General features: G+C 53.0%; 14 protein-coding genes. 8 read left to right on the top strand and 6 right to left on the bottom strand.

Annotation, left to right across the window (positions count from 1 at the left end):
* The first annotated feature begins 138 nt into the window (after nucleotides 1-138).
* From glnA to ACOTWU_RS24290, 4 genes are all read left to right on the top strand, one after another.
* Entirely contained in the window at nucleotides 139-1,548 is a 1,410-nt protein-coding gene (gene glnA, locus ACOTWU_RS24275) for a glutamate--ammonia ligase (RefSeq protein WP_003861925.1), read from the top strand.
* A 167-nt stretch (nucleotides 1,549-1,715) separates the two neighbouring features.
* A complete protein-coding gene (gene glnL / locus ACOTWU_RS24280; protein ID WP_003861923.1) occupies nucleotides 1,716-2,765 on the top strand; it encodes a nitrogen regulation protein NR(II) in 1,050 nt (349 codons plus the stop codon).
* 11 nt (nucleotides 2,766-2,776) lie between these two features.
* The gene (gene glnG, locus ACOTWU_RS24285; protein ID WP_003861919.1) at nucleotides 2,777-4,189 is read left to right on the top strand and encodes a nitrogen regulation protein NR(I); all 1,413 of its coding nucleotides are present in this window, start codon (nucleotides 2,777-2,779) and stop codon (nucleotides 4,187-4,189) included.
* A 110-nt stretch (nucleotides 4,190-4,299) separates the two neighbouring features.
* Nucleotides 4,300-4,410 carry a YshB family small membrane protein gene (locus ACOTWU_RS24290; RefSeq protein WP_017382667.1) on the top strand — a complete coding sequence of 37 codons (111 nt, stop codon included), beginning with the start codon at nucleotides 4,300-4,302 and terminating at the stop codon, nucleotides 4,408-4,410.
* A gap of 100 nt (nucleotides 4,411-4,510) precedes the next feature.
* Here the strand turns inward: ACOTWU_RS24290 and hemN are convergent, their stop codons facing one another.
* Together hemN and yihI are read right to left on the bottom strand one after the other, a co-directional pair.
* A complete protein-coding gene (gene hemN / locus ACOTWU_RS24295) occupies nucleotides 4,511-5,884 on the bottom strand; it encodes an oxygen-independent coproporphyrinogen III oxidase (RefSeq protein WP_015569899.1) in 1,374 nt (457 codons plus the stop codon).
* A 188-nt stretch (nucleotides 5,885-6,072) separates the two neighbouring features.
* The gene (gene yihI / locus ACOTWU_RS24300) at nucleotides 6,073-6,588 is read right to left on the bottom strand and encodes a Der GTPase-activating protein YihI (RefSeq protein ID WP_015569898.1); all 516 of its coding nucleotides are present in this window, start codon (nucleotides 6,586-6,588) and stop codon (nucleotides 6,073-6,075) included.
* A 579-nt stretch (nucleotides 6,589-7,167) separates the two neighbouring features.
* Between yihI and yihA the strand changes: the two genes are divergently transcribed.
* Complete coding sequence (gene yihA, locus ACOTWU_RS24305) at nucleotides 7,168-7,797, top strand: ribosome biogenesis GTP-binding protein YihA/YsxC (RefSeq protein WP_003861913.1); 630 nt, start codon at nucleotides 7,168-7,170, stop codon at nucleotides 7,795-7,797.
* 312 nt (nucleotides 7,798-8,109) lie between these two features.
* On the opposite strand, the gene polA is transcribed toward yihA, so the two are convergent.
* On the bottom strand, nucleotides 8,110-10,902 hold the full coding sequence (polA, locus tag ACOTWU_RS24310; protein ID WP_040118250.1) for a DNA polymerase I: 2,793 nt from the start codon (nucleotides 10,900-10,902) through the stop codon (nucleotides 8,110-8,112).
* 439 nt (nucleotides 10,903-11,341) lie between these two features.
* Here polA and ACOTWU_RS24315 point away from each other — a divergent pair, with 439 nt between their 5' ends.
* A complete protein-coding gene (locus ACOTWU_RS24315; protein WP_040118332.1) occupies nucleotides 11,342-12,250 on the top strand; it encodes an acyltransferase in 909 nt (302 codons plus the stop codon).
* A gap of 22 nt (nucleotides 12,251-12,272) precedes the next feature.
* Here the strand turns inward: ACOTWU_RS24315 and dsbA are convergent, their stop codons facing one another.
* The 3 genes from dsbA to ACOTWU_RS24330 all read right to left on the bottom strand — a co-directional run bounded on the left by dsbA (nucleotide 12,273) and on the right by ACOTWU_RS24330 (nucleotide 14,255).
* Nucleotides 12,273-12,896 carry a thiol:disulfide interchange protein DsbA gene (gene dsbA / locus ACOTWU_RS24320; protein ID WP_003861908.1) on the bottom strand — a complete coding sequence of 208 codons (624 nt, stop codon included), beginning with the start codon at nucleotides 12,894-12,896 and terminating at the stop codon, nucleotides 12,273-12,275.
* Nucleotides 12,897-12,923: 27 nt separating this feature from the next.
* On the bottom strand, nucleotides 12,924-13,910 hold the full coding sequence (locus ACOTWU_RS24325) for a serine/threonine protein kinase (protein WP_017382664.1): 987 nt from the start codon (nucleotides 13,908-13,910) through the stop codon (nucleotides 12,924-12,926).
* Nucleotides 13,911-13,985: 75 nt separating this feature from the next.
* Nucleotides 13,986-14,255, bottom strand: coding sequence for a YihD family protein (locus ACOTWU_RS24330; protein WP_003861904.1), 270 nt, complete (start codon nucleotides 14,253-14,255; stop codon nucleotides 13,986-13,988).
* A 68-nt stretch (nucleotides 14,256-14,323) separates the two neighbouring features.
* Between ACOTWU_RS24330 and mobA the strand changes: the two genes are divergently transcribed.
* Together mobA and mobB are read left to right on the top strand one after the other, a co-directional pair.
* Nucleotides 14,324-14,908: a molybdenum cofactor guanylyltransferase MobA gene (gene mobA / locus ACOTWU_RS24335; protein ID WP_040118252.1), complete on the top strand. Its 585-nt coding sequence runs from the start codon at nucleotides 14,324-14,326 to the stop codon at nucleotides 14,906-14,908.
* A complete protein-coding gene (gene mobB / locus ACOTWU_RS24340; RefSeq protein WP_040118253.1) occupies nucleotides 14,905-15,408 on the top strand; it encodes a molybdopterin-guanine dinucleotide biosynthesis protein MobB in 504 nt (167 codons plus the stop codon). The genes mobA and mobB overlap by 4 nt, the downstream gene beginning before the upstream one ends.
* Nucleotides 15,409-15,553: the final 145 nt, after the last annotated feature.

Genomic DNA, 15,553 nt, shown 5'->3' on the forward strand with positions numbered 1-15,553 from the left:
TATTGATTTTTCGCGAAACCATTTGATCATATGACAAGATGTGTATCCACCTTAACTTAATGATTTTTACCAAAATCATTAGGGGATTCATCAGGACCTCGTTACCACGACGACAATGACCAATCTGGAGAGTTAAGTATGTCCGCTGAACACGTTTTGACGATGCTGAACGAACATGAAGTGAAGTTTGTTGATCTGCGCTTCACCGATACCAAAGGTAAAGAACAGCACGTCACGATCCCTGCTCATCAGGTGAACGCCGAATTCTTTGAAGAAGGCAAAATGTTTGACGGCTCCTCCATTGGCGGCTGGAAAGGCATTAACGAATCCGACATGGTTCTGATGCCAGATGCAACCACTGCTCTCATTGACCCGTTCTACGAAGAACCTACGCTGATCATCCGCTGCGATATCCTGGAACCTGGCACGCTGCAAGGCTATGACCGTGACCCTCGCTCCATCGCAAAACGCGCTGAAGAGTACCTGCGCTCTACCGGCATCGCAGACACCGTTCTGTTCGGGCCAGAGCCAGAGTTCTTCCTGTTCGACGACATCCGTTTTGGCGCTTCCATTTCTGGTTCCCACGTCGCTATCGATGACATCGAAGGCGCATGGAACTCTTCCACCAAATACGAAGGTGGTAACAAAGGTCACCGTCCGGGCGTGAAAGGCGGTTACTTCCCGGTTCCTCCGGTCGATTCTTCACAGGACATCCGTTCTACCATGTGTCTGATCATGGAAGAGATGGGTCTGGTTGTTGAAGCGCACCACCACGAAGTGGCAACGGCTGGCCAGAACGAAATCGCAACCCGCTTCAACACCATGACTAAGAAAGCGGATGAGATTCAGATCTACAAATACGTTGTGCACAACGTTGCGCACCGTTTCGGTAAAACCGCGACCTTCATGCCAAAACCCATGTTCGGCGACAACGGTTCCGGTATGCACTGCCACATGTCCCTGTCCAAGAACGGCACCAACCTGTTCTCTGGCGACAAATACGCGGGTCTGTCTGAGCAGGCGCTGCACTACATCGGCGGTGTTATCAAACACGCTAAAGCGATCAACGCCCTGGCGAACCCGACCACCAACTCCTACAAGCGTCTGGTCCCAGGCTACGAAGCACCGGTGATGCTGGCGTACTCTGCCCGTAACCGTTCTGCTTCTATCCGTATCCCGGTGGTGGCGTCTCCGAAAGCGCGTCGTATCGAAGTGCGCTTCCCGGACCCGGCGGCTAACCCATACCTGTGCTTCGCAGCACTGCTGATGGCCGGTCTGGACGGTATCAAGAACAAGATCCACCCGGGCGAAGCCATGGACAAAAACCTGTACGACCTGCCGCCAGAAGAAGCGAAAGAGATCCCACAGGTTGCCGGCTCGCTGGAAGAAGCCCTGCAAGCGCTGGACGCAGACCGTGAGTTCCTGACCGCTGGCGGCGTGTTCACCGATGAAGCAATCGACGCTTACATCGCGCTGCGTACCGAAGAAAACGACCGCGTTCGCATGACGCCGCACCCGGTTGAGTTCGAACTGTACTACAGCGTTTAATTGATTTGTTTTACCCGGCGCATACGCGTCGGGAGTAGTTGCCGTGGAAACTTTAGCCCATCTTCGGATGGGCTTTTTTCTCCACCAACAACCTGATCTCACGCGCTTTTTACCTCTAAAACGCTATACTGCACTAAAATAGTGCAACGACTCCAGGAGACTGCTGAATGGCAACTGGCACGCTGCCCGATGCTGGGCAGATCCTCAATTCTTTGATTAACAGTATTTTGCTGGTCGACGACGAGCTGGCGGTGCATTACGCCAATCCGGCGGCACAGCAGCTGCTCGCCCAAAGCGCCCGTAAACTGTTTGGCACGCCGCTGCCGGAACTGCTGAGCTATTTCTCGCTGAATATTGGTCTGATGCAGGAGAGTTTGCAGGCGGGTCAGGGCTTCACCGATAACGAAGTGACGCTGGTGATTGACGGACGCTCGCATATTTTGTCCCTCACCGCACAGCGCCTGCCAGATGGCATGATTCTGCTGGAAATGGCGCCGATGGATAACCAGCGTCGTCTCAGCCAGGAGCAGCTACAGCATGCTCAGCAGATTGCGGCGCGCGACCTGGTACGCGGGCTGGCTCATGAAATTAAAAACCCGCTGGGCGGCTTACGCGGTGCGGCACAGCTTTTGACCAAAGCGCTGCCTGACCCTGCCCTGGCGGAGTATACCAACGTCATTATCGAGCAGGCGGACCGTCTGCGTAATCTGGTCGATCGCCTGCTCGGGCCGCAGCAGCCGGGGATGCATGTTTCAGAAAGCATTCACAAGGTCGCGGAGCGGGTGGTGAAACTCGTCTCTATGGAGCTGCCGGATAACGTCACGCTGGTGCGTGATTACGACCCAAGCCTGCCGGAGCTGGCGCACGATCCGGACCAGATTGAACAGGTGCTGTTGAACATTGTGCGTAACGCGTTGCAGGCGCTGGGCCCGGAGGGTGGCGAAATTATTCTGCGTACCCGCACCGCGTTCCAGCTGACGCTGCACGGCGTGCGTTATCGTCTGGCGGCACGTATTGATGTGGAAGATAACGGGCCGGGGATCCCGCCGCATCTCCAGGACACCCTGTTCTACCCGATGGTCAGCGGTCGCGAAGGCGGCACCGGGCTGGGGTTATCCATAGCCCGTAATTTGATTGACCAACACTCCGGCAAAATTGAATTTACCAGTTGGCCGGGACATACCGAGTTTTCGGTTTTCCTGCCGATTAAAAAATAAAGGTGACGTTTATGCAACGAGGGATAGTCTGGGTAGTCGATGACGATAGCTCCATCCGTTGGGTGCTTGAACGCGCGCTCACAGGAGCGGGATTAAGCTGCACGACGTTTGAGAGCGGCAGCGAAGTGCTCGACGCACTCACCACCAAAACGCCGGACGTTCTGCTCTCGGATATTCGCATGCCGGGCATGGACGGACTGGCGCTCTTAAAGCAGATCAAACAGCGCCACCCCATGCTTCCGGTCATCATAATGACCGCCCACTCCGACCTGGATGCCGCCGTTAGCGCCTACCAGCAGGGGGCGTTTGATTACCTGCCAAAACCGTTTGATATCGACGAAGCCGTTGCCCTGGTCGAACGCGCCATCAGCCACTATCAGGAGCAACAGCAGCCCCGCCACGCGCCTGATTTCGGGCCTACGACGGACATCATCGGTGAAGCGCCGGCCATGCAGGACGTGTTTCGCATCATCGGGCGTCTGTCGCGCTCGTCTATCAGCGTCTTGATTAACGGTGAATCAGGGACCGGTAAAGAGCTGGTTGCGCACGCCCTGCATCGCCACAGCCCGCGGGCGAAAGCGCCTTTCATCGCCCTGAACATGGCGGCGATCCCCAAAGATTTGATTGAATCTGAGCTGTTCGGCCACGAAAAAGGGGCGTTTACCGGGGCAAATACCATTCGTCAGGGACGCTTTGAACAGGCTGACGGCGGAACGCTATTCCTGGATGAAATCGGCGATATGCCGCTGGATGTTCAGACCCGACTGCTGCGCGTGCTGGCAGATGGCCAGTTTTACCGCGTGGGCGGGTATGCGCCGGTGAAGGTGGACGTGCGTATTATTGCCGCGACGCACCAGAACCTGGAGCTGCGCGTGCAGGAGGGGAAATTCCGTGAGGATTTATTCCATCGTCTGAACGTGATCCGCGTCCACCTCCCGCCGCTGCGCGAGCGTCGGGAAGATATCCCGCGTCTGGCGCGCCATTTCCTGCAAGTGGCGGCCCGCGAGCTGGGCGTGGAAGCCAAGCAGCTTCATCCGGAAACGGATGCCGCCCTCACCCGTCTGGCGTGGCCGGGCAACGTGCGTCAGCTGGAAAACACCTGTCGCTGGCTGACCGTAATGGCCGCCGGACAGGAAGTGTTGATTCAGGATCTCCCCGCCGAGCTGTTTGAAGCCACCGTGCCCGAAAGCACCGCCGGACATGCGCTGCCGGACAGCTGGGCGACGCTGCTGGCGCAGTGGGCAGATCGCGCGCTGCGTTCCGGTCATCAAAATCTGCTCTCCGAAGCGCAGCCTGAGATGGAGCGCACGCTGTTGACTACCGCGCTTCGTCATACCCAGGGCCACAAACAGGAAGCGGCTCGCCTGTTGGGATGGGGTCGAAACACCCTGACGCGCAAGCTGAAAGAGCTGGGAATGGAGTGATCTTACTCCGCTGTGTAAAGGTTACTAATTGAGCGCAAAGTGCCGTTATTTTGCGCTTTACTGTTCCGATGAGTTTTGTATGATCGTGCCCGGAAACAGGGGGGAGCATCATGCTGGAATCATTAGTGACTTTGCTTTCGAGCGGAGCAGCAGAAAGCCACACGCCACAAACTGCCGTTGCGGCGGTATTGTGTGCGGCACTGGTTGGGCTGTTTAGCTAACGAGCTGTCGATGAAAAGCCGGGTGGCGCTTCGCTTACCCGGCCTACATCTCGCACTTAAGTAGGCCGGGTAAGGCAAAGCCGCCACCCGGCATTACAGCTCAAATCACCCGCGAGAACTGCTGTAAACGCGCCTTCTGACGCAGATAGGCATCGAAGCACATGCAGATATTACGAATCAACAGACGTCCTTTCGGCGTGACGACAACCGCACTCTCCGACACATCCACCAGCCCGTCTTTCGCCAGCGGCGCCAGAAGCTTCAGGTCTTCGGCAAAGTAATCGCTGAATTGCAGATCCCATTGCGACTCCACCTCGCGAAATTCGAGACGGAAGTTGCAGATAAGCGCCTTAATCACATCACGACGGATGCAGTCGTCGCGGGTTAGCGCGATGCCGCGCCACAGCGCGTTGCCGGTTTCGTCTATCTGCTGATAGTACAGCTTCAGCTCTTTCTGATTCTGGGCGTAGCAGTCGCCAATCATGCTGATGGCGGAGACGCCCATTCCGAGCAGATCGGTATCGCCCTGGGTGGTGTAGCCCTGGAAGTTACGGTGGAGAACACCTTCGCGCTGGGCAATCGCCAGTTCATCGTCAGGGCGGGCAAAGTGATCCATTCCGATAAACTGATAGCCGGTTTCGGTCAGCGAGGCGATGGTCTCCTGCAAAATGTCCAGCTTCTGCTGGGCGGAAGGCAGATCCGCATCTTTGATTTTGCGCTGAGCGGCGAACAGCGTCGGCAGGTGCGCATAGTTAAAGACGCTCAGACGGTCCGGGTTAAGCTCAGCCACGCGTTTAAGCGTGTAGGCGAAGCTCTCCGGCGTCTGCTTCGGCAGGCCGTAAATCAGGTCTATATTCGTTGAGGTAAAGCCGATTTCACGCGCATGGTTGAGTAAGGCAAAGATAAACGCTTCGTCCTGCTCGCGGTTTACCAGGCGCTGTACTTCTTTGTTGAAGTCCTGTACGCCCATACTCAGGCGGTTGAAACCTTCGGCGCGTAAATGATCCAGCACATCCAGCTCGATTTCACGCGGATCGACCTCGATCGAAATTTCGGCGTCGTCGTTAAAACTAAAATTGCCGCGCAGCAGCGCCATCAGGCGGCTGATCTGCGCTTTATTCAGATAAGTTGGCGTACCACCGCCCCAGTGAAGCTGGCTGACGTGACGCCCTTTAAACAGCGGTGCGCGGTGCAGAATTTCCTGTTCGAGCGCATCGAGGTATTGATCGGCTTTGTGCTGCTGGCGGGTAACGATTTTATTGCAGCCGCAGAAGTAGCAGAGCTTATGGCAGAACGGAATATGGACGTAGAGCGACAGCGGGCGCTCGGGATAGCGCGCCACAGCTTGCTGAAAATCCGCCTCGCCGAAAGCATCAGAAAACTCCAGCGCGGTGGGGTATGAGGTATAACGCGGCCCGGAATAGTTATATTTCTGGATCAGGGCCAAATCCCAGTCGATAGATGGTACAGACATGCTCACTCCTTCCGTTGGTGTCGCGTTCGTATTCGGCGGCCCGTTCTGGTCCCGTTGCGGGACATCATTCGGGTGCGCAGCCACTTCTGTCGCCGCGACAACCGCCGTAGTTTAACGAATAACCACACCAGATAACATATAACCGGAAGGGTTATAAGCAGGACGAGTGTACCTGCCGGGTGCAAATGTTAGTTTCCACCTTTCAGCAGACGCATCATATCTTCCTGCTTTTCGTCTTCCTCTTCGTCTTCTTCATCATCGTAGGACAGACCCAGCTTCTGCATCAGTTCATCAATGCGGTCCAGTTTGGCGTCCACCCAGGACTGCTCTTCAGCGGTCAGGGTTTCACCCTCTTCAAGACGTTCCAGCAGCGCATCCAGGCGCTCATCGTTCTCCAGCATATCCAGCTCAGCCTGCGGTGAAAGCATAGGTTTCTCGCTCTTTGGTTTGTGCTGCTTAGTGACCGGCGTGTCTGTCACGCCCAGTGGAATGGGAGTTTTACTGCCGATACGAGGATCTTTCTGCTGTTTGCCTTTTGCAGAAGCGCCTGCGGCACCGCCACCGTTAGCACGGCTACCCGCAGCATGGCCACGATGTTTTTTATCGCGTTTGCGATCGCGCGCTTCCTGATTCAGTTCTTCGCGCGTTTTGCGGCGTGCTTTTGCAGGGCGTTTCACGCCCGCAGCGGAGGTCGGTTTTTTCATGATGTTTTATCTTTAAGTCGTTTTCTTCAGTATAGAATTGCGGCGAAATCTAGCAGAAAGCAAGCAAAGAAAAAAGGCGACAGAGCAATCTGTCGCCTTTTTTCCTGACTCACAACCCTTAACGGGTCAGACATTCCCTGTTTGCCTGCAACAAACCCTGTTTATCCCTTGGCTACTACCGTCCGTGATACGGTTCCGTTTCCTGTTAAAAACGCCTCCAGGCGCCGGTCGTCCTGACAATCCTGAGTCTTCGCCTCCTGGCGCTCCTGACCCTTATCCTTAAGTCGTTATCCTGTTGGCATCCTCGCCCTGGCACACACTTTACCTTGTTCCCTTAAACTAACAAGCTATGAAAAGGTACAAAACCGGATTTTCAGATAATTACTCATTAATAACTCTCTGAATTTTAATATTTTGAGTTTTTTAGCGCCTGCGATTTCTCTTAAATTTCTCATACGCTCAAGGGCAGATCTCTTACATTCCGTAGGGCTTTCACTTACATGTCAATGACGAAGGGAAAAGCCTTTTGCCCGCATTCAGGTATAATCCCCGCAGATTACGATTTTTGGAGACGACCACGTGACTACCTGGAACTACCAACAGACGCATTTTGTCACCAGTGCGCCCGATATTCGCCACTTGCCCTCAGACACAGGGATTGAAGTGGCATTTGCTGGCCGCTCCAATGCGGGAAAATCCAGTGCCCTGAATACGCTCACCAATCAGAAAAACCTGGCGCGTACCTCGAAAACACCTGGCCGTACTCAGCTGATTAACCTGTTTGAAGTGGCTGAAGGCAAACGCCTGGTCGATTTACCGGGCTACGGTTACGCGCAGGTACCGGAAGAGATGAAGATCAAATGGCAGCGTGCGCTGGGCGAATACCTGGAAAAACGCATGTGTCTGAAAGGTCTGGTGGTGCTAATGGATATTCGTCATCCGCTAAAAGATCTCGACCAGCAGATGATTGACTGGGCGGTGGCAAGCGATATTGCGGTGCTGGTGCTGCTGACAAAAGCGGATAAGCTGGCAAGCGGCGCGCGCAAGGCGCAGGTGAACAAGGTTCGTGAAGCGGTGCTGGCATTCAACGGTGATGTACAGGTTGAACCGTTCTCCTCGCTGAAAAAGCAGGGCGTGGATAAACTGCGACAGAAGCTCGACAGCTGGTTTAACGATCTGGAACCGGCGACTGAAGCGGAAGCAGAGTAACAACAGGCGCGGCGATGACCGCGCTTTTTTTCGCCTGAAACTTTCTTTGCCGCAATAAAAAACGCCCCAGTCATTACTGACTGGGGCGGCTAAAATATTCAGCCAAATCCGATTACGTGAAGTAAAAGGTCTGAAAGATAGAACATCTTACCTCTGTACCCTACGTCGTTAACTCTACTCTTTTTTTATCGCTGGACAAAGCACTTTTTGTAGTTTTTTTTCATTCTTTACATAGGGAATTCTAATGATCGTCACAAAACGCGCGTACTTATGTTGCTTACTTACATAAAACGCGCGTTATTCCGATAACCCTTAGTGAGCCTGATCCCAGTTTTCGCCGCTACCCACTTCCACCAGCAATGGTACGTCCAGCTTCATGCTGTTTTCCATCAGTTCATGGATCTTCTTAGAGACCGTCTCCAGATCGTCTTTATGAACTTCAAAGACCAGTTCATCGTGTACCTGCATGATCATTTTCACACGCGGTTTCTCTTTTTCGAGCCAGGCATCGACGGCAATCATTGCGCGTTTAATGATGTCCGCCGCAGTGCCCTGCATAGGGGCGTTGATCGCAGCACGTTCAGCACCAGCCCGGCGCGCGGCGTTGCTGGATTTGATATCCGGAAGGTAGAGACGACGGCCATCCAGCGTTTCAACGTAGCCTTTCTCTTTCGCCTGTGCGCGGGTACGTTCCATATATTCCAGCACGCCCGGATACCGCTCGAAGTAGAGATCCATATACTTCTGCGACTCTTTACGCGGGATATTGAGCTGGCGTGAAAGACCAAAGGCACTCATGCCGTAAATCAGACCGAAGTTGATCGCTTTTGCACTACGACGCTGCTCGTTTGTCACGCTCTCCAGCGGCAGCCCAAACACTTCGGCAGCGGTTGCCCGGTGGATGTCCTTCCCTTCGGCAAAGGCCGTCAGCAGGCCTTTGTCGCGTGACAGGTGCGCCATAATACGCAGTTCGATTTGCGAGTAGTCCGCGGAGACAATCAGATAATCCTCTGGCGCAATGAAAGCCTGGCGAATACGGCGGCCCTCTTCATTACGCACCGGAATGTTCTGAAGGTTAGGATCGGTTGACGAAAGTCGCCCGGTCGCCGCCACAGCCTGGTGATAGGAGGTGTGCACGCGGCCCGTTTTCGGGTTGATCATCAACGGCAGTTTGTCGGTATAGGTCGATTTCAGCTTAGCCAGACCACGGTATTGCAGAATAACTTTTGGCAGCGGATAGTCCAGCGCCAGCTCTTCCAGCACCTCTTCAGACGTTGAAGGGGCGCCACCCGGGGTTTTCTTCAGCGGCTTGATACCCTGTTTTTCAAACAGGATGGTTTGCAGCTGTTTCGGTGAAGACAGGTTAAATGCCTCGCCAGCAAGCTCATGCGCTTTCTGTTCAAGCTCGGTCAGGCGCTGCGCCAGCTCACCAGAGTGGTTATGCAGCACCGTTGGGTCGATTTTAACGCCATTGCGCTCAATGCGGGACAGCACAGGCACCAGCGGCATCTCAATGTTCTGGAACACATTCAGCGGCCCTTCGTGCTTCTGCAATTTCGGCCACATTTTGAGATGCAGCTGTAGCGTGACGTCAGCGTCTTCCGCGGCGTAGCGGCCTGCTTCTTCCAGCGCGATCTGGTTAAAGGTCAGCTGATTTTTGCCCTTACCGGCAATTTCTTCAAAGGTGATGGTTTTGTGTTTCAGCCAACGATCGGATAAGGAATCCATATCATGGCGGCCCGCCACGCTGTCCAGAATGTAAGATTCCAGCATGGTGTCAAAAGCGATACCACGCAGCTCAATGCCGTAGTTTTGCAGAATACCGCGGTCGTACTTCAGGTTTTGCCCGACCTTCAGCGCTTTCTCGTCTTCCAGAATCGGCTTCAGCAGTTCTAAGGCGCGCTCGCGGGAGATTTGCTCCGGCGCATCCAGATAGTCGTGAGCCACCGGAACATAGGCTGCAATACCCGGCTCCGTTGCGAATGACAGGCCCACCATATTGGCCGTAATGTTATCGAGGCTGTCCGTTTCGGTATCGAAAGCAAATACTGGCGCTTTTTTCAGCTTTTCAATCCAGGCGATGAGCCGTGACTCTTCAAGGATGGTTTCATAGTTGTCGAAGGAGAGCGCTACCGCCTCTTCTTCTGCCTGCTCTTCGGCATTGACAACGATGGTCTCTTTCGGCTTCGCCGCAGGTTTAGCCCCTTTCGCCTGAAGCCATTTCCCGGCTTCAACATCCGCGGTCCAGCGTTTAAATTCGTATTTTCTGAACAGGCCAAGCAGTTCGTCGGCGGCGGGTTCCTGCACTTCCAGCTGCTCGCAGGTAAGCTCCAGCTCTACGTCAGTTTTGATGGTGGCCAACTGATAGGAGAGATAAGCCACCTCTTTGTTATCGGCGAGCTTTCCGGCCATGGTTTTTGCGCCACGGAAGGTAAGACCGGCAATTTTGTCGGGTTCTGCATACAGCGTATCCAGCCCGCCCAGCCCTTGCAGCAGCGCCTGAGCTGTTTTTTCGCCTACGCCCGGTACGCCAGGAATGTTATCCGAGGAATCGCCCATCAGGGCGAGGAAATCAATAATGAGCTCTGGCGGCACGCCATATTTGGCGACCACTTCTTCCGGGCCAAGAATGGTGTTTGTCATGGTGTTGATCAGCGTGATCCCGGGCGTTACCAGCTGCGCCATGTCTTTATCACCGGTACTGATCAGAACCGGGCGGCCTGCTTTTTCCGCTTCGCGCGCCAGGGTACCAATTACGTCATCAGCTTCAACGCCTGAGACCGCCAGCAGTGGCAGCCCCATCGCTTTCACCATAGCGTGCAACGGTTCAATTTGCGCACGCAGATCGTCAGGCATAGGGGGACGGTGAGATTTGTAATGCTCAAATAATTCATCGCGGAAGGTTTTACCCTTCGCATCAAACACCACGGCCGCATGGGTTGGGTGGTATTGCAGAATCAGGCTGCGAAGCATATTCAGCACGCCGTACATTGCGCCGGTAGGTTCCCCTGCGCTGTTGGTCAGAGGAGGAAACGCATGATACGCCCGATACAGGTAAGAAGAGCCATCGACGAGTATAAGTGGGTTTTCTGGGATCTGAACCATAATGTCCGTGCCTTTTATGAATTTATGGGTAAAGGATGCCACAGAAGGATGAAAACATCAGGTTTTAGCGCTTTATACAGAAAAAGATTTTGCGATCGGGAAGATCGCTCGCAAAACAAAACTGTGGATAAGTTTGTGCATATTTTTAATACAGGTGAATAACAGCTTTATAAAAGTGATACTGAAAACTTATTTATATAATAAAATCAAAGCATTGCTATAAGATCACTTAAGATCGAGCTTCACTGATGTTTATTTAGTCTATGTGGATATAAGACTTAAGCACTCTGTCTATATGCAAAAATTCGCTGCCTGGCAGGAAAAGCCGCAGCCTCCTGGTGTGAAACCGCCCTGGTCTGAGCGAATTTCTGATAAGATCGGCGCCCAGCACCGGATAGCCGGCTGCTCAATTACAGCTAACTATCTGAATAAATTCATTATGTCGAGAATACTCGCAGCGATAACATTATGGTTAAGCGTCATTTTAACTATTCTGGTTACCATCGCCTGTTCTGTGCCAATCATCGTTGCCGGAATAATTAAACTTCTGCTGCCTGTCCCTCCGGTATGGCGCGCGGTGTCTGCTTTTTGTAATTTTATGATGTACTGCTGGTGTGAAGGGCTGGCGATCCTGCTGCATCTGAACCCCTGGCTGAAGTGGGATGTTCAGGGGCTGGAGAAGCTGAACAAAAAGAACTGGTATCTGCTGATCTGCAATCACCACAGCTGGGCCGACATCGTTGTATTGTGCGTACTGTTTCGCAAACACATTCCGATGAACAAATACTTTCTGAAACAGCAGCTGGCCTGGGTGCCTTTCATTGGACTGGCCTGCTGGGCGCTGGATATGCCGTTTATGAAACGCTATTCACGCAGCTATTTAATTCGTCATCCGGAACGCCGCGGTAAGGACGTGGAAACCACGCGCCGTTCTTGCGAGAAGTTTCGCGCGCATCCCACCACCATTGTTAACTTCGTCGAAGGATCACGCTTTACCGAAGAGAAGCGCCAGCAGACTCGTTCTCCTTATCAGAACCTGTTGCCGCCAAAGGCTGCGGGCATCGCAATGGCGCTCAACGTGCTGGGTGAGCAGTTCGATAAATTGTTGAACGTAACGCTCTGCTATCCGGAAAATGACAGGACGCCGTTCTGCGATATGCTCAGCGGCAGGCTGACGCGTATCGTTGTCCGCGTTGAGCTGATGCCCGTCAGCACTGAACTGCACGGGGATTATGTCAACGATAAAAACTTCAAACGTCGTTTCCAGCTTTGGCTTAATACACTCTGGAAAGAGAAAGACGAGCAGATAGCTAAGATTAAATCTTCATACAAAAACGCCGGTCAGTGACCGGCGGTTTTCTTTATGTTTGTTACTTTTTCTCAACCAGGTATTTCACGGTATCAGCGTACTGTTGTACGAAGATATCCATGCTGGTCGTGTCCATACCACGCATATTCACCTGGTATTTGCCGTTAACATACATCGCCGGCACGCCCTGCAACTGGAAGTCAGCGGCAGCTTTTTCCTGCTGTGCCACGAGAGATTTCACCACGAAACTGTTCCAGGCAGCGTCGTAGTCTTCACCTTTAACACCGGCATCCACGAACACTTTACGGATATCTGCCGTAGTTTGTACGGTCTGGGTTTTCTGTACGGCTTCAAACATAGGCGCGGTGATCTTATCTTCCACACCCAGCGCAATCGCGACCGCCCATGCCTGAGTCAGATCTTTACCCAGTGGGCCAAGGAACTCAACGTGGTATTTCGTCATTTTGGTGCCTTCCGGCAGCTTTTTCTTCACGTTGTCAGAAACATGAAGTACCTGCTCAAACTCATAGCAGTGCGGGCAGTAGAAGGAGAAGAACTCCAGCACCTGAGGCTCGCCAGCAACAGGCTTGTCCAGCGTAATGTACTGCTTGCCGTCGGTAAACTGTGCAGCAGTTGCGCTAAATGCCAGAATCATACCAGCCAGCGCCAGCCAAATTTTTTTCATGATCAACTCTCTCCTGGGTGTGTCCAATTAATACATCGGCGTTAATTGCAAAGGGGGTTCCTGTAGAACCTTAACCTGCGCGGTAAATGTGGATATCTGGTTGCGCCAGTAATCCTCCCCGGTAAGCCAGGGGAAATTTCGGGGAAAAGCCGGGTCTTCCCAACGCCTGATTAACCACGCGAGATAATAAACAAATCGCATCGCACGTAAAGGTTCTATCAAGGCAATTTCGTCTGAATTAAAGGGGCTAAATTCTTCATAAGCTTCAATTATGGTCTCAAGCTGCATGCGCTGCTCGGCTTTATCACCGTTGAGCAGCATCCACAGATCCTGCACCGCGGGTCCCATACGTGCGTCATCAAGATCGACAAATAGTGGGCCATCGCGCCAGAGAATATTCCCGGCGTGGCAGTCACCGTGCAGGCGCAGAGTAGTAATATCATCCCGCCAGCAGGCTTTTACAGCATCAATAAGCTTATCGGTCGCCGTGAGGAAATTATCCTTTAGCGCATTCGGGATCAGCGCCGATGTTTCGAATACCTGTCGCGGCTCAACAAGATATTCCTGAACACCAATCGTCGGACGGGCAACAAACGGTTTTTTACGTCCCGTCTGATGAATGCGCCCCAGATAGCGGGCAACCCATTCCATCTGATCGATATTATCTGCCTCAAACTGTCTTCCGCCCAGGCTCGGAAATACCGCGTAGTAAAAGCCCTGATGGGTCAGCAGCGTTTGGTTATTGAATTTAATGGGTGCCGCAACGGGAACATCGTCATCCAGCAGATCGTGGGCAAACTGATGCTCTTCCTGAATTTGTTCTGCGGACCAGCGCTGTGGACGGTAAAACTTTACGACAAAGCGCTGGCGCTCTTCGTCCTGAAATTGGTAGACACGGTTTTCGTAGCTGTTTAAAGGGGTTAACCCGGAATCCACCCGAATACCCTGTTCGAACAGCGCATCCATAATGGTATCCGGGTGTAGTGTCTGGAAAGTAAAAGCCTGGTCGTTCATCCGATCATCCGGAAATTATACGAATGATTCAGGATATCATCTTGTGGCGATTTCGGTGGCTCCGCTTACAAGCTTTTACTCTTTAATTACGCCTCGGGCACGCAGTAATGCGGTTTTAAAATCCTCTTCATAATCTTTCTGAATGCCAGGAATAACAGCATCTTTAGCCGAGTCACGCATTTTCAGGTGATAGATCAGGATGTCGTCAGAAAGGTCTGCCAGTTCACCATCAAAACCTGACTCTTTCGCCAGTTTCTGTAAAAATTGCATCAGATTCAGCTCTGGCTCTTTTTGCCAGGCCGGCTGGAGAAGCTCAATGACTTCATTAAGACGTTTACATTTCATGGTAGTGCTCCTTTCATTTAGAGAGACACGTTAGCAGGGTCAATCCCACAATAAAAGAGGCGATATTCGTGAATCAATGCCAGGAAATCATCGGAGTTGTTCTGGCCGGGGGCAGGGCAACGCGAATGGGCGGAAAGGATAAGGGGCTTCAGCTCCTGAACAACACACCATTATGGCAGCATGTTGCTGATACGCTTGCAGATCAGGTGTCCTCGATGGCGATCAGCGCTAACCGACATGTTGATATTTATCAGCGCAGCGGGTATCCGGTTTATCAGGATAACCTGGTGGACTACCCCGGTCCGCTGGCGGGAATGCTTTCCGTTATGCAGCAGTCGCATGGAGAGTGGTTTCTCTTTTGTTCATGTGATACGCCCTTCATCCCGTCCTGCCTGGTTGAACGTCTGGTGCAGCGGCGCGGTGGTGCTCCCGTCGTCTGGGTACACGACGGTGAACGCGACCATCCAACGATCGCATTGATTAATCGCTCGTTAATATCCGCGCTGGAAGATTACCTGGCCGAAGGAGAGCGACGCGTTATGGTATTTATGCGTCAGTCCGGAGGGCATTCCGTTGATTTCAGCGACATGAAATCGGCGTTTGTGAATGTAAACACGACGGAAGATTTGCAGATAATGCAGGAGAAGAAATGATACCCGTATTAGCGATCTCTGCCTGGAGTGGCACCGGGAAGACTACGCTGCTAAAAAAACTAATACCTGCACTTTGCGCCAAAGGCATTCGTCCCGGATTGATTAAGCATACGCACCATAATATGGATGTCGATAAGCCCGGGAAAGATAGCTATGAGCTGCGTAAGGCTGGCGCTGCACAAACGATGGTGGCGAGTAACCAGCGCTGGGCGTTAATGACAGAAACACCGGATGAAGCACCGCTGGATCTCGCTTATCTTGTCAGCCGGATGGATCACTCCACGCTGGATGTGGTGTTGGTTGAGGGGTTTAAGCATGAGGCCGTGCCCAAGATCTTGCTGTTCAGAAACGACGCCGGGCATGATGTTAGCGAACTAATGCTGGATGAGCATGTGATTGCCGTGGCCAGTGACGTTGCGTTGTCGCTGGAAGTACCGGTTCTGGATTTGAATAATGTGGAGGGGATTGCAGCGTTTATTTTGGCGTGGTGTGCAGTCTGAGATCTGCCGGGTGACGGCTTCGCCTTGCCCGGCCTGCCGTTTTTCAACAAACAAACGCAAAAAGGCCATCCTTCCGGATGGCCTCTTCACTTGTTTGATGCCTGGCAGTTCCCTACTCTCACATGGGGAGACCCCACACTACCAT

The organism is Enterobacter cloacae complex sp. GYL001 (genome assembly GCF_049237125.1).
Classification (GTDB): Bacteria; Pseudomonadota; Gammaproteobacteria; order Enterobacterales; family Enterobacteriaceae; genus Enterobacter; species Enterobacter hormaechei_C.

Excerpts from the sequence above, each read along its gene's own strand:
- glnA (WP_003861925.1), top strand. The coding sequence starts at position 139 with ATGTCCGCTGAACACGTTTTGACGATGCTGAACGAACATGAAGTGAAG.
- glnL (WP_003861923.1), top strand. The coding sequence starts at position 1,716 with ATGGCAACTGGCACGCTGCCCGATGCTGGGCAGATCCTCAATTCTTTG.
- glnG (WP_003861919.1), top strand. The coding sequence starts at position 2,777 with ATGCAACGAGGGATAGTCTGGGTAGTCGATGACGATAGCTCCATCCGT.
- ACOTWU_RS24290 (WP_017382667.1), top strand. The coding sequence starts at position 4,300 with ATGCTGGAATCATTAGTGACTTTGCTTTCGAGCGGAGCAGCAGAAAGC.
- hemN (WP_015569899.1), bottom strand. The coding sequence starts at position 5,884 with ATGTCTGTACCATCTATCGACTGGGATTTGGCCCTGATCCAGAAATAT.
- yihI (WP_015569898.1), bottom strand. The coding sequence starts at position 6,588 with ATGAAAAAACCGACCTCCGCTGCGGGCGTGAAACGCCCTGCAAAAGCA.
- polA (WP_040118250.1), bottom strand. The coding sequence starts at position 10,902 with ATGGTTCAGATCCCAGAAAACCCACTTATACTCGTCGATGGCTCTTCT.
- ACOTWU_RS24315 (WP_040118332.1), top strand. The coding sequence starts at position 11,342 with ATGTCGAGAATACTCGCAGCGATAACATTATGGTTAAGCGTCATTTTA.
- dsbA (WP_003861908.1), bottom strand. The coding sequence starts at position 12,896 with ATGAAAAAAATTTGGCTGGCGCTGGCTGGTATGATTCTGGCATTTAGC.
- ACOTWU_RS24325 (WP_017382664.1), bottom strand. The coding sequence starts at position 13,910 with ATGAACGACCAGGCTTTTACTTTCCAGACACTACACCCGGATACCATT.
- ACOTWU_RS24330 (WP_003861904.1), bottom strand. The coding sequence starts at position 14,255 with ATGAAATGTAAACGTCTTAATGAAGTCATTGAGCTTCTCCAGCCGGCC.
- mobB (WP_040118253.1), top strand. The coding sequence starts at position 14,905 with ATGATACCCGTATTAGCGATCTCTGCCTGGAGTGGCACCGGGAAGACT.